The sequence below is a fragment of the Paraburkholderia sp. BL6669N2 genome, assembly GCF_003387275.1.
Taxonomy (GTDB): Bacteria; Pseudomonadota; Gammaproteobacteria; order Burkholderiales; family Burkholderiaceae; genus Paraburkholderia.
Window position 1 is genome coordinate 4,368,156 of the sequence record NZ_QUNA01000001.1, and the last position, 17,340, is coordinate 4,385,495.

General features: G+C 58.5%; 16 protein-coding genes and 2 pseudogenes. 10 read left to right on the forward strand and 8 right to left on the reverse strand.

Annotated elements, in window-relative coordinates; all coding sequences use genetic code 11:
- Nucleotides 1-322: 322 nt before the first annotated feature.
- Both B0G80_RS19805 and B0G80_RS19810 read left to right on the forward strand, forming a co-directional pair.
- Entirely contained in the window at nucleotides 323-2,377 is a 2,055-nt protein-coding gene (locus B0G80_RS19805) for an alkyl/aryl-sulfatase (protein ID WP_116119101.1), read from the forward strand.
- Nucleotides 2,378-2,430: 53 nt separating this feature from the next.
- Nucleotides 2,431-2,943 carry a hypothetical protein gene (locus tag B0G80_RS19810; protein ID WP_147309880.1) on the forward strand — a complete coding sequence of 171 codons (513 nt, stop codon included), beginning with the start codon at nucleotides 2,431-2,433 and terminating at the stop codon, nucleotides 2,941-2,943.
- A gap of 56 nt (nucleotides 2,944-2,999) precedes the next feature.
- On the opposite strand, the gene B0G80_RS46940 is transcribed toward B0G80_RS19810, so the two are convergent.
- Both B0G80_RS46940 and B0G80_RS46945 read right to left on the reverse strand, forming a co-directional pair.
- Nucleotides 3,000-3,218: a helix-turn-helix transcriptional regulator gene (locus tag B0G80_RS46940; protein ID WP_258878916.1), complete on the reverse strand. Its 219-nt coding sequence runs from the start codon at nucleotides 3,216-3,218 to the stop codon at nucleotides 3,000-3,002.
- The gene (locus tag B0G80_RS46945; RefSeq protein ID WP_258878917.1) at nucleotides 3,215-3,655 is read right to left on the reverse strand and encodes a hypothetical protein; all 441 of its coding nucleotides are present in this window, start codon (nucleotides 3,653-3,655) and stop codon (nucleotides 3,215-3,217) included. Before B0G80_RS46945 ends, B0G80_RS46940 begins: the two co-directional genes overlap by 4 nt.
- Before the next feature lie 57 nt (nucleotides 3,656-3,712).
- On the opposite strand from B0G80_RS46945, the gene B0G80_RS46950 reads away from it, so the two are divergent.
- Nucleotides 3,713-4,096: a hypothetical protein gene (locus tag B0G80_RS46950; protein WP_258878918.1), complete on the forward strand. Its 384-nt coding sequence runs from the start codon at nucleotides 3,713-3,715 to the stop codon at nucleotides 4,094-4,096.
- Nucleotides 4,097-4,183: 87 nt separating this feature from the next.
- Here B0G80_RS46950 and B0G80_RS19825 read toward each other — a convergent pair.
- Nucleotides 4,184-4,988: pseudogene (locus B0G80_RS19825) on the reverse strand (IS5 family transposase).
- 146 nt (nucleotides 4,989-5,134) lie between these two features.
- Here B0G80_RS19825 and B0G80_RS19830 point away from each other — a divergent pair.
- Nucleotides 5,135-6,087 (forward strand): IS5 family transposase gene (locus B0G80_RS19830; RefSeq protein ID WP_116119103.1). Its coding sequence is split into 2 segments (ribosomal slippage): nucleotides 5,135-5,567 and nucleotides 5,567-6,087, totalling 954 coding nucleotides; the frame shifts between segments, so codons are not numbered across the junction.
- Between the two features lie 302 nt (nucleotides 6,088-6,389).
- Nucleotides 6,390-7,121 (forward strand): annotated as a pseudogene (locus B0G80_RS19835) (IS5 family transposase).
- 12 nt (nucleotides 7,122-7,133) lie between these two features.
- Here B0G80_RS19835 and B0G80_RS47820 read toward each other — a convergent pair.
- Nucleotides 7,134-7,370: a hypothetical protein gene (locus tag B0G80_RS47820; RefSeq protein ID WP_309568764.1), complete on the reverse strand. Its 237-nt coding sequence runs from the start codon at nucleotides 7,368-7,370 to the stop codon at nucleotides 7,134-7,136.
- Between B0G80_RS47820 and B0G80_RS47825 the strand changes: the two genes are divergently transcribed.
- Nucleotides 7,369-7,512 carry a hypothetical protein gene (locus tag B0G80_RS47825; protein ID WP_309568765.1) on the forward strand — a complete coding sequence of 48 codons (144 nt, stop codon included), beginning with the start codon at nucleotides 7,369-7,371 and terminating at the stop codon, nucleotides 7,510-7,512. The genes B0G80_RS47820 and B0G80_RS47825 overlap by 2 nt on opposite strands.
- 631 nt (nucleotides 7,513-8,143) lie before the next feature.
- Here the strand turns inward: B0G80_RS47825 and B0G80_RS19850 are convergent.
- A complete protein-coding gene (locus B0G80_RS19850; RefSeq protein ID WP_116119104.1) occupies nucleotides 8,144-9,886 on the reverse strand; it encodes a methyl-accepting chemotaxis protein in 1,743 nt (580 codons plus the stop codon).
- An 823-nt stretch (nucleotides 9,887-10,709) separates the two neighbouring features.
- Between B0G80_RS19850 and B0G80_RS19855 the strand changes: the two genes are divergently transcribed.
- Nucleotides 10,710-11,219, forward strand: coding sequence for a GNAT family N-acetyltransferase (locus B0G80_RS19855; RefSeq protein WP_116119105.1), 510 nt, complete (start codon nucleotides 10,710-10,712; stop codon nucleotides 11,217-11,219).
- Between the two features lie 82 nt (nucleotides 11,220-11,301).
- Here the strand turns inward: B0G80_RS19855 and B0G80_RS19860 are convergent, their stop codons facing one another.
- Nucleotides 11,302-11,880 carry a GNAT family N-acetyltransferase gene (locus tag B0G80_RS19860; protein WP_116119106.1) on the reverse strand — a complete coding sequence of 193 codons (579 nt, stop codon included), beginning with the start codon at nucleotides 11,878-11,880 and terminating at the stop codon, nucleotides 11,302-11,304.
- Between the two features lie 940 nt (nucleotides 11,881-12,820).
- On the opposite strand from B0G80_RS19860, the gene groES reads away from it, so the two are divergent.
- Both groES and groL read left to right on the forward strand, forming a co-directional pair.
- Entirely contained in the window at nucleotides 12,821-13,111 is a 291-nt protein-coding gene (gene groES / locus B0G80_RS19865; protein WP_008923887.1) for a co-chaperone GroES, read from the forward strand.
- A gap of 55 nt (nucleotides 13,112-13,166) precedes the next feature.
- Nucleotides 13,167-14,807, forward strand: coding sequence for a chaperonin GroEL (groL, locus tag B0G80_RS19870; protein ID WP_106286119.1), 1,641 nt, complete (start codon nucleotides 13,167-13,169; stop codon nucleotides 14,805-14,807).
- A 146-nt stretch (nucleotides 14,808-14,953) separates the two neighbouring features.
- On the opposite strand, the gene cysC is transcribed toward groL, so the two are convergent.
- Nucleotides 14,954-15,565 (reverse strand): adenylyl-sulfate kinase, encoded by a 612-nt coding sequence (gene cysC, locus B0G80_RS19875; RefSeq protein ID WP_116119779.1) that lies wholly within the window; start codon nucleotides 15,563-15,565, stop codon nucleotides 14,954-14,956.
- A 356-nt stretch (nucleotides 15,566-15,921) separates the two neighbouring features.
- Entirely contained in the window at nucleotides 15,922-16,782 is an 861-nt protein-coding gene (locus tag B0G80_RS19880; RefSeq protein WP_116119107.1) for a hydroxymethylpyrimidine/phosphomethylpyrimidine kinase, read from the reverse strand.
- A gap of 290 nt (nucleotides 16,783-17,072) precedes the next feature.
- Here B0G80_RS19880 and B0G80_RS19885 point away from each other — a divergent pair, with 290 nt between their 5' ends.
- Nucleotides 17,073-17,243, forward strand: a complete 171-nt coding sequence (locus B0G80_RS19885) for a rubredoxin (protein ID WP_006047743.1) — start codon at nucleotides 17,073-17,075, stop codon at nucleotides 17,241-17,243.
- The last annotated feature ends 97 nt before the right edge of the window (nucleotides 17,244-17,340 follow it).

Below are 17,340 nucleotides of genomic sequence, written 5' to 3' on the forward strand. Positions count from 1 at the left end.
CTCGCGGTGAGCCCGCTGCTAGTTGTAGATATCCGTAGTGCGTCAGCTATCTCCTGAAAGATCCGGGATAGCAACGCCTGGTCAGCCGGACGGCAGGTTTCTATACTTCCAGATCCAATGCGTTTTGGGTGAGTGACGATAATTAATTTGGCTCCATTTCCGTGGCGCCCGTCGAGCTGAGCGTCGGTCGATATTGAACCGCCGCGGTTCGTCGCTTGTCTCTTTTGTTTACCGCGAGTCACCCGATCTGCTAGTCTGTTAACCGCCTCGGCTATATGCAGGATCCTCTGCATTCCTTCGAATTCCACTAGGCGGTAAGCGCATGTCAATGGAAGACAACCCGAAATCTTCGAACAAGCGGAGGCAGTTCCTCCGCGGTGTCGCAACAGTAAGTATCGCAACAGGTGCGGGGGGGCTGGTCGGCGACGCGTTCGCCCAAACAACGCCCGGCACGCCGCCCAGTGGCATCGGCCCAAAGCCGCCAACCCAGGCAACGCGTGAGGTCAACGACGCCTATGCCAAATTGCTGGCCTTCGACGACACTGTAGACTTCCAGGACGCGAGCCGCGGGCTTGTCGCCACTCTGCCGGGTGGAGGCGTCATTCCAGGTGCTAACGGCGGCACAGCATGGGATCTGGCGCAGTTCGGGTTCGTCGCGGGTGGGCCGGAGAACAATTCGCCGGCTTCCGTGAATCCGAGCCTTTGGCGCAACGCAAAGCTCAACATGAATCACGGGCTGTTTGAAGTCGTCGACGGCATCTGGCAGGTCCGCGGCTACGACCTCTCCGTGATGACCATCATTCGAGGTGATACCGGCTGGATCGTAATTGATCCGTTGACAACAGCCGACGTATCGAGCGTAGTCTGGAAACAACTCGTCATTCCGCATCTCGGCGACAAGCCGATCACGAACGTCATCTATACACACAGCCATGCCGATCACTACGGCGGCATTCGCGGCATCGTCGACGAAGCCGATCTGAAAGCCGGCAAAGTGAGTATCTACGCTCCCGCTGGATTCACTGAGGCCGCGGTCGGAGAGAACGTCATTGCGGGCAATGCGATGGGGCGTCGCGCAAGCTATATGTACGGGATGTTGCTGCCGAGAAGCCCGGTCGGCATTGTCGACGGCGGGTTGGGCAAGACTGGGTCGAACGGCAACATCACGTTACTCGTACCTACGCACTTCGCCGAGAAGACCGGCGAGAAGCTAATGATTGATGGCGTGGAAGTTGTCGTTCTCATGGCGCCCGAATCTGAAGCGCCGTCTGAATTTATGTTTTTCCTTCCGAAGTTCAAGGCGTTCTGTGCTTCCGAAGACGCTACCCACACCCTGCACAACCTGTACACGTTGCGTGGCGCAAAAGTTCGCGATGCATTGTTGTGGTCGAAGTATCTCCAGGCAGCGATCGATATGTTTGGGGCCGATATGGAGGTGCTGTTCGCCTCGCATTACTGGCCGACGTGGGGTAACGATCACATACTGCCGTTCCTGGGCGCACAGCGTGACATGTATCGTTACCTCCACGATCAGACCATGCGACTGGCGAACACCGGGTACACGCCGCTCGAGATCGCCGAGACGCTTCGGCTTCCTGACAGCCTGAGCAGGCACTGGTACTGCCGTAGCTACTACGGCACCGTCTATCACGACATCGTTGCCCAATACAATCTACGACTCGGCTTTTTCGATGGCGTGCCCGCGAACCTTCACCGGCTGCCGCCGACGGAAAACGGCAAGCGCTATGTCGAGTTCATGGGTGGCTCGGCGGCCGTCCTGCACAAAGCGCAGGGCTACTATGACAAGGGTGACTATCGTTGGGTGGCGGAGGTCGTCAACCACGTTGTATTCAGCGAGCCGCAAAATACGGCCGCCAAGCACATGCTGGCAGATGCGTATGAGCAGTTGGGTTATCAGTCGGAGTCGGCGAGTTGGCGCAACTTCTATCTCACCGGCGCGATGGAGCTTCGCAACGGCGTCCATAAGGTTCCCATCGGCAGCCCACAAAACCCGGACACCATCAGGGCGATGCCGCTTGACCTGTTTCTCGACTATCAAGGCGTCCGCCTGAACGGACAGCGAGCTGCGGGAAAAACAATCGAGTTCAATCTGGTCCTGACAGACACAAACGAGAGCTATGCGATTGGCGTCGAAAATAGCGCGCTGCATTACTCGAAAGGTCGAACGTCGAAATCGGCGGACGCTTCGTTGACCATGACGCGTGCGGATCTGAATGACGTGATGTTAGGCACTGCCACCATGCCCAATCTTGTGATGTCCGGAAAAGCAAAGATCACGGGCAATGCGCAGAAGCTCGGCGAGTTCGTTACCTGGCTCGACAATTTCGACTTCTTCTTCAACATCGTCACGCCCTGACGAAGTAGGGCTTGCGGAGAAAGACAATCGTGTGCACGATCTGTAACTTCAAGATGGAATTCGATATCGGCCATCCTCAGGCACTGGCAGTGGCGGTTGCCACTCGGGCTGCAATCGAAGCTGGAGTACTGACCGAGGATGTGTTCGATGGGCCACTCGCCAATGCGAAGCGGCGCGTGGCTGCCATTGACGCGCTGAAGGAGTTTCAGGACCAGCTCGAAGCGGCGATGGAACTTCGTGATCTGATGAAATTGCCCGATTTCTACGTTCTGCTCGTCGAGAGCGGAACGTGGGGCTTCTTTCGTGCAACGGAGAGCGGCTTCGACCCGGACGTCGTACCGGGGCTGCCAGACGTCACAGCGGATAGGCAGGAAGACCGCGACGTCGTGTTGATAGCGGCAAAGTCATCGTTGCGGACTGTGATAAAGCGGGAAATCTCTGCGAGCCGCGCTTTTTCTGATGAACTGTTCGCGCTAGACGCGGGTCCGGTTGACAGTGAGATGCTGCGCTCCGTGATGAGCAAAACGTTTCCAGAAAAGCTGACCCGCCAGGGACTCGTTGCCTAGTGGCTCGCGCGATTCCCGCGCTGCTTTGTGCGAAAGGCTGCAAAGCGGAGCGCAATTCAACGTGACGTGTCAGAAGCACCGGTGGTGGATTGTGAACCCAACTCGAGGTCGCGCATTCGGGCGACCGCCTCATCACGGCTGGACACACCGAGTTTGCCGCAGATGTTTTTCAGGTGCCACTTGACCGTTTCCGGGGATATGCCGAGCGTGCGCCCAATCTTGTTGGGCAAAGTCTGTGACAGCAGACTCACGATCCGGCTCTCACGCTCGCTCAATGACGCGGGTCCGCCGCGGGCATGGGTGCATCGGCTGGTGTATTCCGCACGGCGCCACTTCGGGTCGAGCTTTGTTGAGCTGACTGCAGTCGACTTACGTAAAAAGACAACGTGGGGTCGTGTGGCTCGCTTTGCTCTACCTCGGTAATAGCCGTCAGCGCCTCGAGACCGGCGTCGAGCAGGCTGCGGCTCAACCCGAGACGGTGGCCACGGCGCAATGCCGCAAGAACGGCTTCGCGCGTGGCTTCCGGGCGACCGCGTCGTGAGTCCACCAGCGCGCCCTGAATCTGAAAATGTGCAACGTGCCGTTGCCAGCCCTGCTCGTCGCACAGCGCGATCAGCGGTCGCAGGCGCGTAGCCGCGCCGTCGAAGTCTTCATGGGCAATGCACCAGTTTGTATGCGAGCGCTCTGTCATCACCTGGACTTCGGCAAACATGCTGGGCCGCGTTGGCCGGATGCTTGTCGCGATTGCATCCAGCCGCGAGAGTGCGACTTGCGCCGCATCGAACTGGTCGCACAGCAGATGACGATGCACCTGGTCCGCGAGGCTATGTGCAATCAGGGGATGCAGGCTTCGTTCCGACGCGTATTCCTCGAGACGCTCCAGATAAGCGAACGCATCCAGCCGACGTCGGGCAACCCAGCAAGCGGCCGACAGTACGCTGAGCACCCGCAGCACCGAGTCAGGAATGGACGCAATACGCCGGGTATCGAGATCGGCGTCGATCACAGCGTGTCGAAGTGTACGAGCCTGTACATGCGCGCGGGCCACAAGAAGAACAATGGCAGCGCGACCATGAGCTGGCCAGGTATATCAGTCACCTCGACCGACGCGAAGCAGATTCTCGCAATCGTCGGCGTGACGCATCGCTTCTAGGCAGGGCAGTCGCAATCAACGGCCTACCGGGTGGTGCCGTCGAACCGGGCAGCGTGTCCGATCGCTTAGAGCGTGTTAGAGAATGTTTCAAAAAGAGTCGTCCGAGCGCTGAAGCGTTCGCCAGCAGATCAGGCAACATGCGAGTCTAAGGAGCCCTTCATGGATGTCGGCACGACGCTCATATCGAGTGGGAAGGCGGCGAAATCCATGCAGCCACGCATTGGTTTGCTCGACGACCCAGCGGACTTTGCCGAGACCGCTGCCATGGGGTTCGCCACGCCGGGCGATCGATGTGGGGATGCCGGCGGCGTGCAAGGGCCGGCGATACTTGTCGTGGCCATAAGCGCGATCCGCATAGATTCGGGCCGGCTTGCGAAGTGGTCGACCGCGCAAGCCACGAACCGGCGGGATCGCATCGACCAGTGGAAGCAGTTGCGTGATGTCGTTGCGATTCGCGCCAGTCAGGATGACCGCGAGCGGCGTACCGTTGGCGTCGGTGGCAACGTGATGTTTGGAACCGGGTCGCCCACGATCGGTGGGGTTCGGTCCGGTTTTTCGCCCGCCCCAACCGCTCGAACAGAAGTGGAACCGATGACGACGCGAGAAAAGTCGATCCGGTCGGCGGCACGCAACTTTGCGAGCAGGATCTCGTGGAGCCGATCCCAGGCGCCGGCCTGTTGCCAGTCGCGCAAGCGCCGCCAGCAACTAATATCCGATCCGCAGCCCATTTAGGCTGGCAGATCGCGCCAGCGAATGCCGCTTTTGAGCACGAAGAGTATCCCGGTCAGCGCGGCTCATTGGCCACGGGCTTGCGCCCTGGATACCGGAAGCGTCTCGGCCTTGCTGGCGGTAGAAGTTGTTCGATCAATGCCCACAATTCGTCGTCGATGATTTGCCTGGTCGTCTCCTCGCTCCGCTCGTCACAACGCTCGAGGTTAACAGCTTTGCGTTTGAGTTAAGGAAGGTCTGCAAAAGTCCTGGCATTGAGGTTCGGGTGAACTATCCTGGGATGAGGAGAGTTAGTTGAGGAGAGCCTTGATGACGCAACTTGGTCTTGGTCTGGATCTGTCAACGAAACGCACGCGCAAGCGGGAATTTCTCGATGAGATGCGGCGCGTTGTGCCTTGGTCGAGGCTGATTGCGCTGATCGAGCCGCACTATCCCACTGGTAAAACTGGACGGCCGCCGTTCCCGATCGCGACGATGCTGCAGATTCATTTTATGCAGCTGTGGTTCGGTCTGTCAGACCCTGCAATGGAAGAAGCGCTATACGACGTGCCGCTGTATCGCGACTTCGCGGGACTAGACGGCGGGATGACGCGTTTGCCGGACGAGAGCACGATCCTCCGCTTCCGTCACCTGCTCGAAGCGCACGGACTGGCTGCGCAAATGCTGGCGCTGGTCAATGAGATCCTGGTGGAGAAACGCCTGATGCTCAAAACCGGGTCGGTGGTCGATGCGACGTTGATTCAGCGCCCAGTTCGACGAAGAACAACTCGGGCAAGCGGGACCCCGAAATGCGTCCGACACAGAAAGGCGGTAACTGGTATTTCGGAATGAAAGCGCACATCGGCGTGGACGCGGAGTCCGGGCTGGTTCACACGGTCATTGGCACGGCAGCTAACGTTCACGACATCACTGAGGCCGGAGCGTTGTTGCACGGGGACGAAACGGATGTGTACGCTGACGCCGGATATCAGGGAATCGAAAAGCGCTGCGAGGCTGACGCTGTGCGCTGGCATGTTGCGATGAGACCAGGCAGGCGCAGAGAACTGGACCTGAATGATCGTCTGGATGCGATATACGATCAGATCGAACGCCTGAAGGCTGGCATCCGAGCCAAGGTCGAACACCCGTTCCGCGTCCTCAAGCGGCAGTTTGGTTACACGAAGACCCGGTATCGTGGCTTGGTGAAAAACACCGCCCAGATCACGACGCTGTTTGCTCTGGGCAATCTGTGGATGGCGCGCAGAGCTTTGCGCAAAGCCTGAAACACCTGGTGGTTGAAGCCGCGAGTCTCAGCAAGCGTCGCCCGGCACGACGCAAAAGCCGGGCGATCAACGTCCCAACATATTCTCCATGCTGACGCCGCGCAGGAAGTAGAACGTCAGCGCTCCGAAAACGACTTCTGCAGACCTTCCTTAACAGTAGTCGTAGCTCTTTTTGAAACATCGTCTTAGGAACTTCGGGGTTGGACCTGGTATCCTGGTGGCATGAAAAGAGCAGACCGCAAGGGTATCCGAGTGATGTATCCGACGAAGAGTGGAGCTTCGCGGCACCGTATCTAACGCTGATGGATGTCAGTGCGCCGCGGCGCAAATATGAACTGCGCGACATGTTGGATGCGTTACGCTGGATGGCACGAGCGGGCGCGCCGTGGCGGGTGCTACCCAATGATTTTCCGCCGTGGGAGTTGGTGTACCAGCAGACGCAACGCTGGTTACAGGCGGGCTGCCTTGAACACATGGTCTGCGACCAGCGCTCGATAATACGCGCGGCGCAGGGACGACAGGGGCAGCCCAGCGCCGTTATTCTGGATGGCCCGACATTGCAGTCGACCTGCGAGAGTGGTCCTCGCACTGGCTATGACGGTTATAAGCGCAAGCGCGGCAGCAAGGTCCATATTTGCGGTAGACACCTTGGGACAGTTGTTGGCAGTGCACATGACGCTGGCCAATGAACAGGAGTGCGCACAGGTAGCAGAGCTTGCGCGTCGGGTTCAGCAGGTAACGGGGCAAACAGTCAAAGTGGCTTTTGCGGATCAGGGATACACGGGCGAAGACACAGCACAGGCCGCACGTGATGAAGGTATTGAACTGCAGATGATCAAACTGCAGAAAGCAAAAAGGGCTTTGTCCTGCTGCCCCGGCGGTGGGTGGTCGAGCGCAGTTTTGGCTGGCTTAACCGATTCCGCCGCCTCGCGCGTGATTACGAAAGGCTGCCCGAAACACTTGCCGGGCTTCATTTCGTGGTCTTTACCATGCTCTTGCATGTTCACGCAGTACCGGTAGTCCAAAGTTCCTAACACGCTCTAAGCTTAGAATAAAAAATGACGATAGGTAAAAGGATGAAAATAATTCTGGCAACCCGGCTTGCCGGCGGAGCGTTTGTCGTGCTGATGTCTCTCAATGCGTATGTGCAAAGCAGCAATCCCGCTGCGGCAACGGCGGCTGACGCGGCATCGGATGCCAAGGCGCTGACGGCCGCCAATCGGGTGCTGCAAAAAGATGTGCTTCGTCTTGAGAAAAACGAAAGGACTACGAATCAGCAGCATGACGGCCCCCGCGAACAATGGAGCGGTGACGCTGGAAGACACAGTGCCGGAACAGTCGCAGATAGAACTGACCACGCATGCGGCCTTCGGGGTGCAGGGTGTGATTTCGGTCAAGAATGCGTTGACCTTGTCCACGCTGTAAGGACAGTTGCAAGACTCGGTCTGAAACATGGCAAAGGCCGCCTTGATCGGCGGCCTTCGTGTTCGCGATGACGAGTGACGTCAGTACGCCTACAGGCAGCCACACTTACGAGGCCGGCTTGTCGATCCCGTTCTTGCCCGCTGACTTCCTGCTTGCAGAGTGGGCTCGCACGCAACGGTCAGGGCCTACGCATACGACCAACACCCTTCGAAACACTGCCGCTCTCGGTTACGATCATCTGTTGTCCAAGCGGACGGACATTTACGCGATTTACTCCATTGACAAGCTGAGCGACCATCCCATCGGCAACACATTTGCCGTCGGCATTCGACAGACGTTTTAAGGAGCGTTCGCTTCTTTGTCGTCGCGTCCTGTCGCCAAAAAAAGCTCGGCGGTGAAGAGGGGTTAGGCGTTTGATACGAGCGGATCTGCAGGACCTGCAGAATGTCTACGCCGTACTCTTCCGCACCAGGCGGAAAATCAGGAATCCTGCGGCCAGGTGCGATGCCGCCTCCGCCTGATCGGGATTCGCCGCGGCCGCATGCGCGGCGGCGAATCTCGCGGGGATAGCGGCGTGAGCCCTTTCCATTGTTTCTATGGCGGGCTCCGTTGATTGTGTCGTTCAAGCAACTCAGAACGAGTCCCAGCCATCGCTGTTGACAGCCGTCGCGCTGGCACCTGCCAGACGAGGCACCGCGACCGGCCGGACGCGCGTTGCGGCCTTCCTCGTCGCCGGCCGCGCTGCGCGGGTTGCCTGCCCGGTTGATGGCTTGGCGGATCCGCCCGTTGCATGCGCGGCGGCTTGGAAATCCAGACGGAAGAACGAAATCGCCTGGTTCAACTGCCGCCCCTGATCCTCGAGTGATTTCGATGCGGCTGCCGCTTCCTCCACCAGCGCGGCGTTCTGCTGCGTGACCTCGTCCATCTGCGTGATCGCCTGGTTGACCTGCTCAATGCCTCGGCTCTGTTCGGTCGACGCAGCAGCGATTTCACCCATGATGTCGGTCACCCGCGCCACGGCCTGCGTGACCTCGGACATCGTCTTGCCCGCCTCATTCGCAAGCGACGAGCCATTCTGGATCTTCTGCACAGAGGCGTTGATCAGATCCTTGATTTCCTTTGCCGCGCTGGACGAGCGCTGGGCGAGGCTGCGCACTTCGCTTGCGACCACCGCGAACCCGCGTCCCTGCTCGCCCGCACGGGCTGCTTCCACCGCCGCATTCAGCGCGAGGATGTTGGTCTGGAAAGCAATCCCTTCAATGATTCCTGTGATATCGGCGATCTTGGTAGAACTCGTGCTGATCTCGCCCATCGTATCGACCACCTGACTGACAACCTCATTCCCCCGTCCCGCCACTTCGGACGCGTTGGCCGAGAGCGAACTCGCCTGCTGCGCGTTTTCGGCATTCTGCTTCACTGTGGATGTCAGCTCTTCCATGCTCGCGGCGGTTTCCTGCAGTGAAGCCGCCTGCTGTTCCGTGCGGGAAGAAAGATCGACGTTGCCAGATGCGATCTGGCTCGAACCGGTGGCAATGCTGTCCGCGGAGGCGCGAACCTGACCGATCAGGCGCACGAGGCTTGCCTGCATCTCGCCCATCGAGGCCAGCACGCTCCCGGCAGGCGCATTGTTCGCCCCCGGCACGGGGCTCAGATCCCCACCAGCCACGCGCTGGGTGACTTCGCCCAGTGCGGCCGGCTCCGCGCCGAGAGCACGCGTCAAACTGCGGGTAATCAGCACACCGGCCAGCGCCCCGGCCAAGGCCGCCGCCAGGCAAATGGCGATCAGCACATTCCGTTGGCTGGCGTAGTGCTCGGCCGCTTCCTGCACCAACTGCGACTCAACGCTATTGGCGTAGTCCGCGTAAGCCTGCGTCGCCTTGACCAATGCAGCGAGCAGTGGCCGGCATTCGTCATTCATCTTCGTGATGGCTGCGTCATGCTTGCCGTTCAAAGCAAGGTCGACGATAGCCGACGCAACCGGTCCGTAAAGCGATTCGACACGATTGATCTCGGCCACGAGCTCGCGCGCCTGAGCGGTCACGTCGCTGGCATTGGCGACCATCTCGTTTAGCTTTCGAAGGCGGCTGGCGACGGTTTCGTGGGCCTGCGTCACCGCAGCTTTTTCAATCGCCAGATCCTCCGGCTTCGTCACCAGCACCAGATTGCGAGCGGCGATAGCGCGTTGGTCAACGGCGGTCCGAACGCCCACGACCATGTCTCCGCGGGCGTTGACGCCCGAGATGTAACCTGAGAACTGGTCATTGGAATCGCTCAATGCCTTTAACGAAATGCCTGAGACCACAAGAACCAGCGCGGCTAGTACACCGAACGCCCACGTGAGTCTGGCTTTCACTGACAGCTGATTAAAGTTCATGTTTCGATTCCACTGAAAGCGTAGTAAATAAGGACGATGACGATCGCTGCCGCGCTAACGCCCTGGAAGATGCCGGAGTGCGGGGTGTTCTTGTTCAACGGATGGATCAGTCACCCGCATCAGGTACTACGGCTATAGGGCAAAGATCCTGAAGGGCGGGGTTCCCCAGGGAGCGACTCGCAAACGTTCTCGCGCTATTGTTTTTTTTAATGAAGGAAGCATCTTGTTAGGCTCGCAGGCGACAGTGAGCGGGTAGATTTTTGTCTGATGATTAATCTGAGTGACTGCAGGCCGCCATCCGTTCATAAGCTGTACCAACGAAATGAACTATCGATGGCTTTGAATGGACGCGATCGCGAAGATGGGAAGCGTCGGGCGTTTCTTTCGAGCCTCCTAACTGCCGTTCCTTTCGTGATTCGACTGGCCGGATTGGGTTGGTTGCGGTGCTCCGCGCGATATGCAGTTTGAAAGTTCTCGCACGCGTCGGGATCGGGGAGAGTTCGGCCAGGAAACGTCGGTCGGCTACCGTGTGTCGATCATCGACAATTCGCCATAGCGGGCGGCGCTCGTTTCGCCTCCCCCTGGAAGTCAGCCCGGCCGCCGAACCACGTCGGTCAGTTCACAAATTGAATTTAATATGCCAATATCGGCCACATGGAACTCCGTAACGTATCGATTCGGTCTCGTCATTGTCACGGTCGCAAACTTTTGCGCCGCGGTTCGTTACGTCCTCAGCATCGAATTCGACCTCATCGGTCAAACTCCATGTGCAACGACCAAGGCGCCTAAGGCGCCTTTTTTATTTCTCCCCTAAGAGCTGACGATGACCCTGCCGATAAGCTATCGACGCGCGACTATCGAAGATGTTTTGACAATCTGCGAATTGGGTCAAATCTTGAATGCGGGCCACCACTTGGCACGCCCCGACATCTACGCAGATGCCACCACAGAATTCGGCCGGGACAAACCGCACTGGCTCTCCAGCCTGCAAGGAGAAGATCGAGCAACGTTCCTTGCTGAGCTTGGCAGCAAAGCCGTCGGCTTCATTACGATTCAGGTGGTGAAGCCGATAAGCCCGTTATTGCAGCCGACCGTCGCTGGTCGCATCGGCTCCGTCGCAGTCTTAGAACAAATCAGAGGACGCGGGGTCGGCAGCTCTCTTATCAAACTCGCGGAAGAGTGGGCACGGAACCAAGGTGCGACGGACATCAGACTAGCCGTTTGGGAATTTAACGAACAGGCGGTCAATTTGTATCAGGAACTTGGCTACGAGATTCGCGCGTTCGAGATGGGAAAGCGGATTCGGACCTTGGCGGATGTTCCGAACGCGTGAGCCGGCGACCGGGACCCCTGACCGCACCGCGTGCTCTAAGCCTGCGGAAATCGAAAGGTCGGAGCGAAGGCTGCAAGACTGTTTAACGTTCTGGAATTTGGTTGATTAGCGATGTGAGCACGTGGTCGGCCCATACCCCATTGATCCTTAGATAGGATCGAGCCAAGCCTTCACGCTCAAACCCGAGCCGTTTTAATAGTTGTTCACTACGAAAATTTTCGGGCCTAAAATTCGCCATTATTCTGTGCAACCCAATTTCGTCAAAGATATAAGTAATGGCAGACGTCAATGCTTCGCGCATGAGGCCTTGCCCTTCAAACCGCTTTGCAAGCGAAAATCCAAGATGACATGCCTGAAAGGGCCCGCGCACGATGTTCGTGAAGTTGCAATCACCGACTATTTCGCCGGTTCCCAACGGAATGAGAAGGAGATGCACCGCGACTCCCGAGCTGTTGTTATGCGCCATTGTCGACAGCCGTTGGCAAACGGATTCAGCGTCGAAGAAGCTTTCGTCTCGAAGCGGTTCCCAAGGCTGTAGGTGAGCGCGATTTTCAATGGCGTATTCCCGCAACTCATGCGTGAACTGCTCACATGCCGGCACAAGTTTCAGGCGTGCCGTTGAAATTTCCCGCGGTAGTACGTCGATGTGAACACTCGTCACTGGGCTCTCCGTTGAAAACGCGGGAGAGTATGTTTAGTCAGAAATTCTTCGTCAACAATTCGACTGGCGACAAGTGATTCAATGTCCGCTCTGGGAAAAGCCAAGAGCGTTGTCTGTCAACGGCCGCGATGTACGAAGCCGACTCACGGATTGACTCCTCAAGGGATCAATCATTGACGGTCTCCGGAACGGCCACGCGTTTTACTGCTCGACCGACCTCTCAATTTCGGCCTCGAGATTCTGCCATCGAGCGATGACGAACTGGTGACGCACATGAATGAAAGGCGCGGCCACAATCTTTCCCAGCTGTCTGAACTTGTGGCAACAGTGAGTTTGCCCAGCTCAACGGGGAAGCGTGATGCTGGTGAATCGTTTGAAGCCGCTATGGAAGAGGTAGTGAAGCGGGCTTGTACAGCGATTCCTTTACGCCGTCGTTATCGCATGGCCAAGTGGTGGATTGATCGAGCATCTGAATCCAGAGCGGTTGCACGACGAGAGCGATAGGGTCGCGGGCCGCACGGTGTTTTTCGAATTCCCAGACCATGGCGGAAGGGGGCGATCCTTTCTGGGGGTTTACCCTCGAACGAATGTTGACCACTAGGTTTTGCGAGGCGGCTTCGTCAGAAACGGCTAGGTTTCGTAGCAGCGTGCACAACCCGTGCATACGGCGGCTCAGGTTCTAACTCGTTGTTTTTTATGGGAAGTGCGAGCCCTAGCGGTGTGCGGACGCAAGTCGCGAGTTCAAACCTAAGCGGACAAAGTTCAAACTTAAGCGAATCTCGACACGAATCTTGATAACCGCACCATCCCTTCTTGAATTTGTCACCACCCGTCCATATAATTAGCACTCGCTGCACGAGAGTGCTAACAACATCGCCGGTTGGCTCCGCCAGCCGGGTTTTCTCAGCGTTCTTCAGTCTCAATCAAGAGAGGAGTATGTATGAACCTTCGTCCTTTGCATGATCGCGTGATCGTCAAACGTCTGGATCAAGAAACCAAGACCGCGTCGGGCATCGTGATCCCCGAAGCCGCAGCAGAAAAGCCGGATCAAGGCGAAATTCTGGCAGTCGGCCCGGGCAAGCGTGACGACAAGGGCGCGGCAATCGCGCTCGACGTGAAGGTGGGTGACCGCGTTCTGTTCGGTAAATACGCAGGCCAGACCGTTAAGGTCGACGGCAACGAACTGCTCGTGATGCGCGAAGAAGACATCATGGCCGTGGTGCAGAAGTAAGCGACGAGTCGCTGCTTTTCCCGGTCGTATCTTAAAGAATTCAAGGAGTTAGAAGATGGCAGCTAAAGACGTCGTATTCGGTGATTCCGCCCGTGCCAAGATGGTTGAAGGCGTGAATATCCTCGCGAACGCTGTGAAGGTCACGCTGGGCCCGAAGGGTCGCAACGTTGTCCTGGAACGCAGCTTCGGCGGCCCGACGGTCACGAAGGACGGTGTGTCGGTCGCGAAAGAGATCGAACTGAAGGACAAGCTCCAGAACATGGGCGCGCAAATGGTCAAGGAAGTGGCTTCCAAGACCAGCGACAACGCAGGTGACGGCACCACGACCGCAACGGTCCTGGCTCAGTCGATCGTCCGCGAAGGCATGAAGTACGTTGCATCGGGCATGAACCCGATGGACCTGAAGCGCGGTATCGACAAGGCTGTGACGGCCGCGATCGAAGAACTGCGCAAGATCAGCAAGCCGTGCACGACCAACAAGGAAATCGCACAAGTCGGCGCGATTTCGGCAAACAGCGACTCGTCGATCGGCGATCGTATCGCTGAAGCAATGGACAAGGTCGGCAAGGAAGGCGTCATCACGGTTGAAGACGGCAAGTCGCTGCAAGACGAGCTGGACGTGGTCGAAGGTATGCAATTCGACCGCGGCTACCTGTCGCCGTACTTCATCAACAACCCGGACAAGCAAGTCGCCGTGCTCGAAAACCCGTTCGTGCTGCTGCACGACAAGAAGGTGTCGAACATCCGTGATCTGCTGCCGGTACTGGAACAGGTCGCCAAGGCTGGCCGTCCGCTGCTGATCATCGCGGAAGATGTCGAAGGCGAAGCGCTGGCTACGCTGGTGGTGAACAACATCCGCGGCATCCTGAAGACTGTTGCTGTCAAGGCTCCGGGCTTCGGCGATCGTCGTAAGGCCATGCTGGAAGACATCGCGATCCTGACCGGCGGTCAGGTCATCGCTGAAGAAACCGGCCTGACGCTCGAAAAGGCAACGCTGGCTGAACTGGGTCAAGCGAAGCGTATCGAAGTGGGCAAGGAAAACACCACGATCATCGACGGCGCTGGCGAAGCAGCCACCATCGAAGCACGTGTGAAGCAGGTTCGCACGCAAATCGAAGAAGCAACGTCGGACTACGACCGTGAAAAGCTGCAAGAGCGCGTTGCCAAGCTGGCAGGCGGTGTTGCGGTGATCAAGGTCGGCGCTGCGACCGAAGTCGAAATGAAGGAAAAGAAGGCACGTGTCGAAGACGCACTGCACGCAACGCGCGCAGCTGTGGAAGAAGGCATCGTGGCTGGCGGCGGCGTCGCGCTGATCCGTGCACGTACGGCAATCGCCGGCCTGAAGGGCGCTAACGCCGATCAGGACGCAGGTATCAAGATCGTGCTGCGCGCGATGGAAGAGCCGCTGCGCCAGATCGTCACGAACGGTGGCGAAGAAGCCAGCGTCGTGGTGGCAGCTGTTGCTGCTGGCCAAGGCAACTACGGTTACAACGCGGCAACCGGCGAATACGTCGACCTGGTCGACGCTGGTGTTGTCGACCCGACGAAGGTAACGCGCACGGCGCTGCAAAACGCAGCTTCGGTCGCCGGCCTGCTGTTGACGACCGACGCAGCTGTTTGCGAACTGCCGAAGGAAGATGCTCCGATGGGCGGCGGTATGCCCGGCGGCATGGGCGGCATGGGCATGGACATGTAATTCGATTGGGCCTCGTCTGGAGGCTCAGTTGGAAGCACATGGGGAAGTGCGCCGCAAGGCGTGCTTCCCAAACGAAAAAACCCGCAGAAATGCGGGTTTTTTTTAGTTTAAGAAGTTATGGGATGAGGCGATCTTGCATACGTTCCTTAAACAGGATTCGCCAAACCATTCTCACGCAAATAGGCCAATATATTCGCGACGCTCTCCGCCGGTGTCTGAATCGCGGTATCTATTTTCAGCTCAGGATCCGCTGGGGCTTCATAGGGCGCCGATACCCCGGTAAACGAAGCGATTTCTCCAGCTTGGGCTTTGGCATAGAGACCTTTCGGGTCACGGCGCGCGCATGCTTCGACAGAGGCGGAGAGATAGGTTTCGATGAATTTGCCGGTGCCAATAATGCCGCGCGCCATTGCTCTGTCCTCGCACATAGGTGAGATAAGAGCTGTGATGACGATGAGACCTGCGTCGTTCATTAATTGGGCTACGTGCGCCACTCGGCGAATATTTTCGCGTCGATCTCTTTTGTCGAAAGTTAGGTCGCACGCCAAGCCGTGACGAATATTGTCGCCATCAAGCACATAGCACGCATGGCCCAAAGATAAGAGTTGTCGCTCGAGTTGGAATGCGATGGTTGACTTTCCCGCTGCCGATAAACCGGTGAGCCAGATTGTGAGCGGCTCTTGGCGGAATATTTGCGCTCTGTCGCGAACGGTCACTTCGCCGTGAAATTGGTGCAGCAAAACGCGCGACGATCCCATAGTGGTTTCCCCCATTTCAGTCGTATTGTGCGCGCTGTGGCGTGATTGCTGCTTTTCGCCGGCGGTCTAGTACATATACGCTCGTGGCGGGCAGGGTTTCCGAAGCATCCACGGGCAATAGAACTTGAACGGGGCAGGGCGCGCGCTATTATGACAAAATTACGAAACGTAAGTCTAGCCCACCGATGGCTCTCGCGTTGTAACCTTTAATTACACGTTCAAGCATGCGTTGACGCCAAAAACGGTGCGCGGCCGCAACTCAGAGTTTCGAAAGGAAAAACCGCAGAAATGCGGGTTTTTTCGCAGACTAGCCTGCTAGCCGCTTGGCAGTTGTACAGACGCTCCTCGGAGGAAGTTCAGTGCCGCGCTTCGCCCGGCGCCGCGTCCTTGCCGGTTGCCGGCGGCGTTTCATCGTCGGCACTGCGCGCCCAGAAGAACCGGTCGGGCATATACGCCCCCATGCCCGGCCGGAACGCATTGCGCACGGCCTGGTACAAATACTCCTGCGCCTCGCGCACCGCCTCGGCGGGATCCTGGCCGTTGGCGAGCAACGCGGCGATCGCCGCGCCCAACGTATCCGTCAAGCCCATGATCCGATGGCTGCCACGGTCCCACATGTCCTGACGCAACTGGCCGTCTTCGCTGAAGAGCGTATTGACGTGCCGGTGCGTGCCGGTTTCCGTAGACAGAATGTATTCGCAGCCTTGCGACAGCAGATGCGAGATGGCGGCGTCGAGACTGGGCGCTTCGGCGTCGCCGTCCGGTTGGGCGAGCGCGAGCAGTGTTGCCGAATCGGCGACCAGCAACGTGGTTTGCGGCGCGAGCAGGTCGGCGATCGCTTCGCGCAGTTCGTCGGCGGACAGCACGTGCTCGTCGTCGAGCGTGAAATCGGGGGCGAGAATCAGTGGAATGTCGTCGTAATCGGCGACGACTTCGGCAATCGCGCTCACCACTTCCGCGCGGGTGCAGGCGCCGACCTTGAACGCGGCGATCGGCATGTCTTCGAGCAGCATCCGCGCCTGGGTCGCGACCACTTCGGGGTCGAGCCCGGTGACTTCGTCGCAGCTCGCCGAGTCGCGCACGGTGTAGCCCGTCAGCACAGAGACGCCATGGCAACCCATGCTGGCAAGAGTCATCAGGTCGGCTTGCAGGCCGGAGCCGCCGGTGGGATCGGAAAGGCCGAAGGTGAGGACGATCGGAGGCGTGTCGCTGGGCATGAAGATTTGCGGAAAGGAGCTAAATTTAGGCGCAGAGAGTGCGCAATCGACTCAATTATGCGGCCTAAACCGTCCCGAGGGCGTTTTTTCGCATCTCGCGATGCGCCGCAGCCGGCAAGCGCGGGGCCGGCGCGCGGCACGACGTCGCAACCGCTGCGCGGGGCGACGCAACTGCATAGCCAAAGGCCGTCGCACCCTACGATTGCGCGTGTCTGATTGCTAGGCATTGGGGCGGCAACACGGTACCATCATGGCTCCCGTTTCCCCGGACTCTACGACGCGACACAAGAATGGAATATCAAAGCTGGATGTGCCTGATTTGCGGCTGGATTTACGACGAAGAAGCCGGTTTGCCGGACGAAGGCATTGCGCCGGGCACGCGCTGGGAAGACGTCCCCATTAACTGGACCTGCCCGGAGTGCGGCGCGCGTAAGGAAGACTTCGAGATGGTCCAGATCTGAAGTCCGGGAGCAGCCGGCAGGCCGGCTGCGGGCCGTGCCGCATGCCCGCGGCGTAGCGCTGGCATGATGTTTCGCGGCCGGCGCGCCGCGCCGGATC

Coding starts and splice junctions, on each gene's coding strand:
- cysC (WP_116119779.1), bottom strand. CDS start 15,565: ATGGGATCGTCGCGCGTTTTGCTGCACCAATTTCACGGCGAAGTGACC.
- groES (WP_008923887.1), top strand. CDS start 12,821: ATGAACCTTCGTCCTTTGCATGATCGCGTGATCGTCAAACGTCTGGAT.
- B0G80_RS47820 (WP_309568764.1), bottom strand. CDS start 7,370: ATGCTGCTGATTCGTAGTCCTTTCGTTTTTCTCAAGACGAAGCACATC.
- groL (WP_106286119.1), top strand. CDS start 13,167: ATGGCAGCTAAAGACGTCGTATTCGGTGATTCCGCCCGTGCCAAGATG.
- B0G80_RS46945 (WP_258878917.1), bottom strand. CDS start 3,655: ATGTTTGCCGAAGTCCAGGTGATGACAGAGCGCTCGCATACAAACTGG.
- B0G80_RS19805 (WP_116119101.1), top strand. CDS start 323: ATGTCAATGGAAGACAACCCGAAATCTTCGAACAAGCGGAGGCAGTTC.
- B0G80_RS47825 (WP_309568765.1), top strand. CDS start 7,369: ATGACGGCCCCCGCGAACAATGGAGCGGTGACGCTGGAAGACACAGTG.
- B0G80_RS19855 (WP_116119105.1), top strand. CDS start 10,710: ATGACCCTGCCGATAAGCTATCGACGCGCGACTATCGAAGATGTTTTG.
- B0G80_RS19850 (WP_116119104.1), bottom strand. CDS start 9,886: ATGAACTTTAATCAGCTGTCAGTGAAAGCCAGACTCACGTGGGCGTTC.
- B0G80_RS19810 (WP_147309880.1), top strand. CDS start 2,431: ATGGAATTCGATATCGGCCATCCTCAGGCACTGGCAGTGGCGGTTGCC.
- B0G80_RS19880 (WP_116119107.1), bottom strand. CDS start 16,782: ATGCCCAGCGACACGCCTCCGATCGTCCTCACCTTCGGCCTTTCCGAT.
- B0G80_RS19885 (WP_006047743.1), top strand. CDS start 17,073: ATGGAATATCAAAGCTGGATGTGCCTGATTTGCGGCTGGATTTACGAC.